This window comes from Pseudomonas sp. AGC41 (assembly GCF_057334555.1).
Genome location: NZ_JBHFJB010000162.1, coordinates 23,285 through 32,641, shown reverse-complemented (window position 1 = coordinate 32,641; position 9,357 = coordinate 23,285). Strand labels below are relative to the sequence as shown.

Here is a 9,357-nt window from a genome sequence, read left to right as displayed (position 1 = left end):
CCCCCCCCCCACGATGGTTTGTGAGATATCCGCCGGGCAAAAAAATGCCGCTCAATCGAGCGGCATTTTTTATCGGCCGGACATCATTCCTGAGCGACGGCGTTTTTCGCCAGGATCGCGTTGGCCAGTTCCATGTCGGTGGCTTGCAGGCCTGGGTTGTCGGCCCGGACTTTCTGCATCGCGGCTTCGAGGTAGGGGCCACGGATGCCGCCGTCACTGGCGACGAAGCTGCCGGCGTCGTCCTGGGCGGCGACGATCAGCTTGTTGTCCTTGAAGGTCAGGTAGGTAGAGCCGGTGGTCGCACCGGATGAGATGACGTTACGCCAAAACGTGTCGGCCATTGCCGAGCCAACAGGAAGAGAAAGCAAGGCCAGGGTCGCGACAGCAAGTTTGAGACGCATGATAGGTGACTCCACAGGGTTAACTATGACTTTGGATTGCCGCAGCCTCGATTCAGTTCCATGACCCGTCAGTCAGCCCTCGCTACAAGCTACTTCTGCTCGCTCTGCGGCGTTACCCGCAGCACTTCTTCAACCGTGGTCAGGCCCGCCGCGACCTTCTGCGCGCCCGAGAGCCGCAGGCTGCGCATGCCTTCCTTGAAGGCCTGGCGGCGCACGGCGAGCAGGTCGGTGTCTGGGTGGATCAGGCCTTTGACGCTGTCGCTCAGCTGCATGATCTCGTACACCCCGGCCCGCCCCCGATAGCCGGTATCGCGGCATTCCGAGCAACCGACGGCCTGCTGGGCGTTGGTCGGCAACGGGGCCTGCCAGGGCCGCGTCAGGGTTTGCCAGTCGTCTTCATCCAGGGTGATGGGCGCCTTGCAATGCGGACACAACGTACGCACCAGACGTTGGGCCATGACTCCGAGTACGGTGGCCTTGATCAGGTAATGCGGCACGCCGAGCTCCAGCAGGCGGCTGATAGCGCTCGGCGCGTCGTTGGTGTGCAGGGTCGAGAGGACAAGGTGCCCGGTGAGTGCTGCCTGGATCGCCATTTCGGCGGTTTCCAGGTCACGGATCTCGCCGATCATGATGATGTCCGGGTCCTGCCGCATCAACGCACGTACGCCCGCCGCGAAGGACAGCTCGATGTTGTGCTGGACCTGCATCTGGTTGAACGAGGCCTCGACCATTTCGATCGGATCCTCGATGGTGCAGAGGTTCACTTCCGGCGTCGCCAGTTTTTTCAGCGTCGTGTAGAGCGTAGTGGTCTTGCCGGACCCGGTGGGCCCCGTGACCAGAATGATGCCGTTGGGCTGGCGGGTCATGTCCTGCCAGCGACGCAGGTCGTCGGCGGAGAAACCCAACTGGTCGAAATCCTTGAGCAATACTTCCGGATCGAAGATCCGCATCACCATTTTTTCGCCGAACGCGGTCGGCAAGGTCGACAAGCGCAACTCCACCTCGTTGCCGTCGGGAGTCTTGGTCTTGACGCGACCATCCTGGGGCTTGCGCTTTTCCGCGACGTTCATGCGCCCCAGACTCTTCAGGCGACTGATGATCGCCATCGTCACCTGCGGCGGGAATTGATAGACGGTGTGCAGCACCCCGTCGATGCGAAAGCGTACCGTGCCCTGCTCGCGGCGCGGTTCGATGTGGATATCGCTGGCCCGCTGCTGGAAGGCGTACTGGAAAAGCCAGTCGACGATGTTGACGATATGGGCGTCGTTGGCGTCTGGCTCCTGGTCGCTGGCGCCGAGGTTGAGCAGTTGTTCGAAATTGGTCAGGTTGCTCGGTTGCTGGTCGACGGTGGTGGCGCCGCTGACGGATTTGGCCAGGCGATAGAATTCCACGCTCAGGCGCTGGATATCCACCGGGTTGGCGACCACCCGCTTGACCGGCAGCTTGAGCACGTGGGTCAGGTCGGCTTCCCAACTGCTGACGTAAGGCTGGGCACTGGCGACGGTGACCGCGTCACGGTCAACCGCCACCGCGAGAATCTTGTGACGTTGCGCGAAGGCATAGGACATCAGCGGCGTAACGGCCGCCACGTTGATCTTCAGCGGGTCGATGCGCATGTAGGGCTGGTCGGCCTGCTGGGCCAGCCACAGCGTCAGGTTCTCCAGGTCCAGGCGCTTGCCGGGGCGGCTGAGGTCGTCCAGGTGCTGGTTGGCGATAAATTCCAGTGGGTGCAACTGGCTGTTGGCGTTATGCCGGCGCCGGGCATTGAGCGCGGTCTCGGCTGAATCCTGGCTGATGAGGCCCTGGGCGACCAGTTGGCGGAGCAGATCGTTAAGGTCCAGCCAGCGGTCCTGAGTGGCGTGTTTGGTGGACATGGGCGTTCGGGTTCCTATTGGACAGTTGCAGCAAAGCCGCGATGCAGACGCTTCGGCGTCCAGGCTTGTTCTGCAAAAGAATAGTCCCGACCTTGTGGACCGTTGGGCCACTACCCGACCAAAGCGTTTCCAATTCTTCCCTGCGCCCCCCTCAACCGGCCGCCTGGACCCGTCCGGCCCGCGTGATATCGGCGTCTTGCAGGTCGACCGAGCACATGCTGATCAGGTTACGTAATTTTTCAGCAATGACTTGGGCACGGTGCCAGCTCAGCCCATCCAGAACGATGTCCAGCGCCAACAGGTCGTCGTGACGCTCGACATGGATCTGCTGCGGCGTCAGGCCCTGCAAGGCGAACAGGTTCAACGCTCGGCACAGCACGTCCGGTTCGGCTTCGGCCTGCATCTGATAATGCACGCGGCAATGGGTATTGGCGGCGTGCCAGGCATCGGCGCGGGTCGTGGCGGTGGCTACGGTTGCGAGTGAGTGCATGTTCGGTCTCCTGGAGGTCGGGAGAAATATTTACATGCGCAGAAGGGTATTTCTTTCCTAAGATGAGCTGTTTCTGGTTTATGTTGAATAATAAGATTCGCATATCGGAACATCACGGGATTATTTATGCACAGTGAGCTGGATAGCTACGACCGCAGGATACTGGCGTTGCTGCAAGAGGATGCCTCGCTGTCCAGCGCGCAGATCGCCGAGCAGGTTGGCTTGTCCCAGTCGCCCTGTTGGCGTCGGATTCAGCGGATGAAGGAAGAGGGGATCATTCGGGGGCAGGTGACGCTGCTGGATCGCAAGAAAATCGGCCTGAACACGCAGATCTTCGCCGAAATCAAGCTCAACGCCCACGGTCGCTCGAATTTCACCGAGTTCACCGAAGCGATCCGCGGGTTCCCCGAGGTGCTGGAATGCTACGTGCTGATGGGATCGGTGGATTTTCTGCTGCGCATCGTCACGGCGGACATCGAGGCGTATGAGCGATTCTTTTTCGAGAAACTGTCGATGGTGCCGGGAATTCAGGAGGTGAACTCGATCGTGGCGCTGTCGGAGATCAAGTCGACGACGAGTTTGCCGGTGGTGCGCTAGTTGGATCCGAGGTGTATGTGCCGGCCCCTTCGCGAGCAGGCTCGCTCCCACATTGGATCTCGACATGATCCAGTGTGGGAGCGAGCCTGCTCGCGAAGGCGGTATCACAGGCGCAGCAAAGTCTTCCAGGCCCGGTTCTGGTAAACCGCAATCGCCTGCTGCTTGCGCGCATCCAGCAGCTCGTCGGTGATCGGTTCGTTGGCCAATTGCGCCAGCTTGTTCAATTCGCCGTAGAGGCGGTCCATCTCAGGAATTTCCAGCACCTGGCGGGCATGATGCAGCCAGGCCTGGATACGTTCGATGCGCGGCAGTTGCTCGGCCAGGTCTTCCGGTTGTTGCTGGTAGCGTTGCAGTTGCAGCGACGAAGCTTCTTCGCTGAGCAGGCGCGGCAGCCAGCTGCCCAGTTGCGCCGCGCCCTGGCGATTGCCACGGGTGTTGCGATCGGCAGTCCAGCTGCGGGCCAGCAACCAGCGCGAAGCCTCAAGTGAGAAAAGGCCCCAGCGAGGGTCCTGCAGCTCTTCGAGGAACTGCTCCGGTGCCGCCTTGCGCACGTCTTCGTCGTCGAGGCCGGCCTGGACCAGCGGACGCCAGTCTTCCAGCAGCGCATCCAGGGCGACGCGCAGATCATGGGTCGACTGGCGCGGCGCGGCCTGGCCGAGGCTGCTGAGCAATGCGCGCAGTTCGGCGAGATTTTCCACCCAGTCCTGCAACAGGCGCCAGTGGCCGTTGAAGCGATATTGTTCGGCCAGGCGCTGGCTGCTGCCCAGCAGATGCCAGCTCAATGCGCCAAAGGCATCGTCCAGCGGCGTTTCGGCCGTCAGCTGCGGAGCCGGCAGGCTCAGCGCATAACTGCTCGCATCATGCAGGCGATAGCCACGTTCGGCCTTGCTGATGTCGCAAGGCATCAAGGGCAGGGTCGCGGCCAGTTCGGCGGCCAGTTCCAGCAGGGCGGCGGGTTCGCCTTCGCGCAGTTCCAGTTCCAGCTCGCAGATTTCTTCCTTCTGCTTGCCGACCACCACGTGGCCCAGGTCCAGGGCAGCCTCGATGACCACCTTGGCTTTGCCACGGCCCCAGGCAATTTCGGCGCGCTCGCGGACGAAATCGGTGGTGAAGATCGCCTTGAGGGTTTTTTTGTCCAGGTCCGCCAGTGCCTCGGGCCAGCATTCGCCTTCGAGTTTCTTCAGATCAAGCTTGGCCTTGGGCAGGTGCCAGTCGTATTCGTTGCGCTCGGACAGGCCGGCAACGCTCTGGCCACGGGTCTTGAGGGTCTGGATAACTTCTTCGCCGTCGCGGCGCAGGCGCAGGGCGACCTTGGCCCGGGCCAGGTCACGCTCCGGCGTGTCGAAGTACTGGTTCATCAATTCGTGGCGTTCCCAGCCACTCTTGTTGCGTTTTTTCAACAGCGGATGCTCGCGCAAGGCTGCCAGGGTCTCGCGGCTGACGCGGAGTTTGATTTCGGTTTCTTTCTGCATGGCCGGAAAATCCAGGAATCGGGTGCGCAGCCGGGGGAGGATGTGGCTGCCAGGGGCGTGCAGTGTACAGGACTCGTCGGTCCTCCGCGCCGAACGGTTCCATCCTTGCTCTCGATGGTTCTATGATGGACCCCAATTTGTAAGCCCCGGGAGCCAGCGATGCCTTTGCCGTCCATGAAAGATCAGTTCGCTGCCCTGATCGCCGCGCCTTCGGTCAGTTGTACCCAGCCCAAGCTGGACCAGTCCAACAGCGCCGTGATCGAGCTGCTGGCAGGCTGGCTGTCGGAACTGGGATTCTCCTGCGATATCCAGCAGGTCAGCCCCGGCAAGTTCAACCTCCTCGCCAGCTTCGGCACGGGGCCCGGCGGGCTGGTGCTGGCCGGGCACAGCGACACGGTGCCGTTCGATGGCGCGTTGTGGCAGACCGACCCACTGAAGCTCACCGAGGTCGACGGGCGCTGGGTGGGCCTGGGCAGTTGTGACATGAAAGGTTTTTTCGCCCTGGCCATCGAAGCGGTGCGGCCGTTGCTGGACCAGCCGTTCAAGCAGCCGTTGCTGATCCTCGCGACCTGCGATGAAGAAAGCTCCATGGCGGGCGCCCGCGCCCTGGCCGAGGCCGGGCGGCCGCTCGGACGCGCGGCGGTGATAGGCGAACCGACGGGGCTGAAGCCGATCCGGATGCACAAGGGCGTGATGATGGAGCGTATCGACATCCTCGGGCGCAGCGGCCATTCCTCCGACCCGAGCCTGGGCCGCAGCGCGCTGGAAGCGATGCACGACGCCATGGGCGAGCTGCGTGGCCTGCGCCTGCAATGGCAGCGTGAGTTCCGTAATCCACAGTTCACCGTGCCGCAGCCGACGCTGAATTTCGGCTGCATTCATGGCGGCGACAATCCCAACCGGATATGCGGCCAATGCTCCATGGAGTTCGACCTGCGGCCCCTGCCTGGTATGGATCCAGAGGTGCTGCGGGCGGCGATCCGGCAGAAGCTCGAGCCCATTGCCGAACGTCACCAGGTGAAGATCGATTACGCACCGCTGTTCCCCGAGGCGCCGGCGTTCGAGCAGGCCGAGGACGCCGAGCTGGTGCGGGTGGCCGAACGGCTCACCGGGCATCGTGCCGAAGCAGTGGCGTTCGGCACCGAAGCGCCTTATCTTCAGCGCCTCGGTTGCGAAACCCTGGTATTGGGACCTGGCGATATCGCCTGCGCCCACCAGCCTGGCGAGTACCTTGAAATGTCACGTTTGCAGCCTACTGTGCAGCTGTTGCGACAGTTGATCGGCCATTACTGCCTGACACCGGCCAGCGCCGGTTAAATTGTCCGCTTGCGGACCCGTATTCATGAGGAGAGCGCGCGTGTCGCCAAGCCTGTTCCGACGATAACCACCAGCCCGCTGTGCGTTCCGCTTCGTCTTTTTTAGGCTGTTATTTATTACAGGCCCAGGTTCATGCCCGAATACGTCAATTGGCTTCGTCACGCTTCGCCCTATATCAACGCCCACCGCGATTGCACCTTCATCGTCATGCTGCCTGGCGACGGGGTGGAGCACCCCAACTTCGGCAACATCGTCCATGACCTGGTATTGCTGCACAGCCTCGGCGTGCGGCTGGTGCTGGTGCATGGTTCGCGTCCGCAAATCGAGACCCGCCTCGCTGCCCGCGGCCTGACGCCGCATTACCACCATGGCATGCGTATCACCGATGCCGCGACCCTGGAGTGCGTGATCGACGCGGTCGGTCAGTTGCGCATTGCCATCGAGGCGCGCCTGTCGATGGACATGGCTTCTTCGCCGATGCAAGGCTCGCGGTTGCGCGTGGCCAGCGGCAACCTGGTCACCGCGCGGCCGATCGGTGTGCTCGAAGGCGTGGACTATCACCATACCGGGGAGGTGCGCCGGGTCGACCGCAAGGGCATCAACCGGCTGCTCGATGAACGCTCGATCGTTCTGCTGTCGCCGTTGGGCTATTCACCGACCGGGGAAATCTTCAACCTGGCGTGTGAGGACGTCGCGACCCGGGCGGCCATCGATCTGGCCGCCGACAAACTGCTGTTGTTCGGCGCCGAGCAAGGCCTGATCGGCGAGGACGGGCGGCTGGTTCGCGAACTGCGTCCGCAACAGGTCCCGGCCCACATGCAGCGTCTGGGTAGCGATTATCAGGCCGAGCTGCTCGATGCCGCGGCGCAGGCCTGCCGGGGCGGCGTGGCGCGCAGCCACATCGTCAGTTATGCCGAGGACGGTGCGCTGCTGGCCGAACTGTTCACCCGCGATGGCAGCGGCACGCTCGTGGCCCAGGAGCAATTCGAGGTGGTGCGCGAAGCCGCCATCGAGGATGTCGGCGGCTTGCTGGACCTGATCAGTCCTTTGGAGGAGCAGGGCATTCTGGTACGGCGTTCCCGCGAGGTGCTGGAGCGCGAGATCGAGCAGTTCAGCGTGGTCGAGCGCGAAGGCATGATCATCGCCTGCGCGGCGCTGTACCAGATCGCCGATTCGGATGCCGGCGAACTCGCCTGCCTGGCGGTGAACCCGGAATACCGCCACGGTGGCCGGGGCGATGAGCTGCTGGAGCGGATCGAAACCCGCGCCCGCGCCCAGGGACTCAAGACCCTGTTCGTGCTGACGACCCGGACCGCCCACTGGTTCCGCGAGCGCGGCTTCGAGCCCAGCAGCGTCGACCGGCTGCCGGCGGCGCGGGCTTCGTTGTACAACTACCAGCGGAATTCGAAAATCTTCGAAAAAACCCTGTAATCGACCCGCCTGTGCAATCACGCTGCCGCGACTTTCTTGATTTCAGACCATGAGCGACTAGTCTGGAGAGCCTCAAGACCGCGGCATGCGCACGCATTGACATGTCGCACGCGAGCCCCGACGAAACACCATTCAGGAATCCGCAGCGTCGCCGATAAGCCGAGTCAGGGCTTGATGACGCTTTGATGGCAAGCATATGTCGAAACGAGCTGAAAACTGGTGAAACAATTCTTTTTGGATTTATAAAGAATCCTTTATTCTTCCGGCCGGTGTCGCGGGGTTAGACCATGGTCGTAGTCCGAAAGGGTTACGGTTGACTTGCCAGTCACGGTCTGGCGCTAATCGCGCATCCGCGGATTCCGGGCGTTCGAACCGGAACCAAAGACACACAAGAATTAGAAAACGAGAGGAGCGATACATGAAGAAGTCCACCTTGGCCCTGGCTGTAGCCGTTGGGGTAATGGCGCAGCAGGCAGGCGCCGCTGGTTTTATCGAGGACAGCAAGGCGTCCGTCAGTTCTCGCACCATGTACTTTGACAACGACAACCGTGAAGGCGATGAAGATCAGCGCGAGGCGGCGACCGGCCTGAAGTTCGACTACAAGTCCGGCTTCACTCAAGGTGTCGTTGGTTTTGGTATCGACGCCCAGGCGATGGTTGGTCTTCACCTTGATGGTGGTAGAGGTCAGCGTCCAGACGCCAATAACTCCTTCTCGCCAAGTGATTCCGACGGGTCCGCGGAGCACAGCTGGAGCCGTGGGTCGGCCAACGTGAAGGCGCTTTTCTCCAAGACCGAGGCCCACCTGGGTGGTGCTCTGCAGCCTAACCTGCCGATCCTGGTCGCCAACGATGGCCGTCTGCTGCCGCAAACCTTCGAAGGTGGCACTATCACCTCCAAGGACCTGGACAACGTGACGTTCAACGCCGGCCAACTGGAGCGCGCCGTAGGCCGTGCCGGTACCAACAGCACCGGCCTGGCAGTGAACGGCGGTACCGAGGACAGCAACCAGTTCCGTTACGCCGGTGCTGACTGGAAGGTCACCAAGGACCTGACCCTGCAGTACTACTACGCCAACCTGCAGGATTACTACAAGCAGCACTTCCTGGGCGCTGTGCATGTTTTCCCGATCACCGAAGGCCAGTCGTTCAAGACTGACCTGCGTTACTTCGACAGCAGCTCGGATGGCCGTAACGGCGATGCAGGCTATCGCTTCAACAACAACGGTGGCTACGCCAAGACGCCGGGCGAGGTCGATAACAAGACCTGGAGCGCCATGTTCACCTACACCCTGGGTGGCAGCGCGTTCCTGTTGGGTCACCAGCAAGTCGGCGATGACGGTGGCTTCGTCTACCTGAACCAGGGCAGCCTGCTCAATGACAGCGGCCGCAACGAAGGCGCCGGTGGCTCGAGCTTCTACCTGTTCACCGACAGCATGATCCATCAGTTCGTCCGTGCGGGTGAGAACACCACCTTCGGTCAATACTCGTACGACTTCACCGGTCTGGGCGTTCCAGGCCTGAAGGCCGCGATTGCCTACCTGCACGGTGACGACATCAAGTCTGCTACCGGCGGAAGCGAAACTTCCGAGTGGGAACGCGACATGCGCCTGGATTACGTCGTCCAGCAAGGCCCGCTCAAGGGCTTCGGCACTACCCTGCGTCATGGCTCCTACCGTGGCAGCAGCACCGGTATCGCCGACCAGGATCAGACCCGCCTGATCTTCAACTACACTTACAACTTCCTGTAAGACGTAGCGAAGTAAAAAGCCCCGCCCC

8 protein-coding genes are annotated in these 9,357 nt (G+C 62.0%); 4 read left to right on the top strand and 4 right to left on the bottom strand.

What is annotated here, in order from left to right; genetic code table 11:
• Nucleotides 1–83: 83 nt before the first annotated feature.
• From ACE04F_RS28235 to ACE04F_RS28225, 3 genes are all read right to left on the bottom strand, one after another.
• Nucleotides 84–404 (bottom strand): DUF2388 domain-containing protein, encoded by a 321-nt coding sequence (locus tag ACE04F_RS28235; RefSeq protein WP_186707601.1) that lies wholly within the window; start codon nucleotides 402–404, stop codon nucleotides 84–86.
• A gap of 86 nt (nucleotides 405–490) precedes the next feature.
• Nucleotides 491–2,275, bottom strand: a complete 1,785-nt coding sequence (tfpB, locus tag ACE04F_RS28230) for a type IV pilus assembly ATPase TfpB (RefSeq protein WP_486110907.1) — start codon at nucleotides 2,273–2,275, stop codon at nucleotides 491–493.
• A 151-nt stretch (nucleotides 2,276–2,426) separates the two neighbouring features.
• Entirely contained in the window at nucleotides 2,427–2,765 is a 339-nt protein-coding gene (locus ACE04F_RS28225; protein WP_486110905.1) for a hypothetical protein, read from the bottom strand.
• 126 nt (nucleotides 2,766–2,891) lie between these two features.
• Here ACE04F_RS28225 and ACE04F_RS28220 point away from each other — a divergent pair, with 126 nt between their 5' ends.
• Complete coding sequence (locus ACE04F_RS28220; RefSeq protein ID WP_003206662.1) at nucleotides 2,892–3,362, top strand: Lrp/AsnC family transcriptional regulator; 471 nt, start codon at nucleotides 2,892–2,894, stop codon at nucleotides 3,360–3,362.
• Between the two features lie 104 nt (nucleotides 3,363–3,466).
• Here the strand turns inward: ACE04F_RS28220 and ACE04F_RS28215 are convergent, their stop codons facing one another.
• Entirely contained in the window at nucleotides 3,467–4,834 is a 1,368-nt protein-coding gene (locus ACE04F_RS28215; RefSeq protein WP_486110902.1) for a CYTH domain-containing protein, read from the bottom strand.
• Nucleotides 4,835–4,993: 159 nt separating this feature from the next.
• On the opposite strand from ACE04F_RS28215, the gene argE reads away from it, so the two are divergent.
• The 3 genes from argE (at nucleotide 4,994) to ACE04F_RS28200 (ending at nucleotide 9,329) form a co-directional block, all read left to right on the top strand.
• The gene (gene argE / locus ACE04F_RS28210) at nucleotides 4,994–6,151 is read left to right on the top strand and encodes an acetylornithine deacetylase (RefSeq protein ID WP_486110900.1); all 1,158 of its coding nucleotides are present in this window, start codon (nucleotides 4,994–4,996) and stop codon (nucleotides 6,149–6,151) included.
• 132 nt (nucleotides 6,152–6,283) lie between these two features.
• Nucleotides 6,284–7,582: an amino-acid N-acetyltransferase gene (argA, locus tag ACE04F_RS28205; protein ID WP_486110898.1), complete on the top strand. Its 1,299-nt coding sequence runs from the start codon at nucleotides 6,284–6,286 to the stop codon at nucleotides 7,580–7,582.
• Nucleotides 7,583–8,000: 418 nt separating this feature from the next.
• Nucleotides 8,001–9,329: an OprD family outer membrane porin gene (locus tag ACE04F_RS28200; protein WP_486110896.1), complete on the top strand. Its 1,329-nt coding sequence runs from the start codon at nucleotides 8,001–8,003 to the stop codon at nucleotides 9,327–9,329.
• Nucleotides 9,330–9,357: the final 28 nt, after the last annotated feature.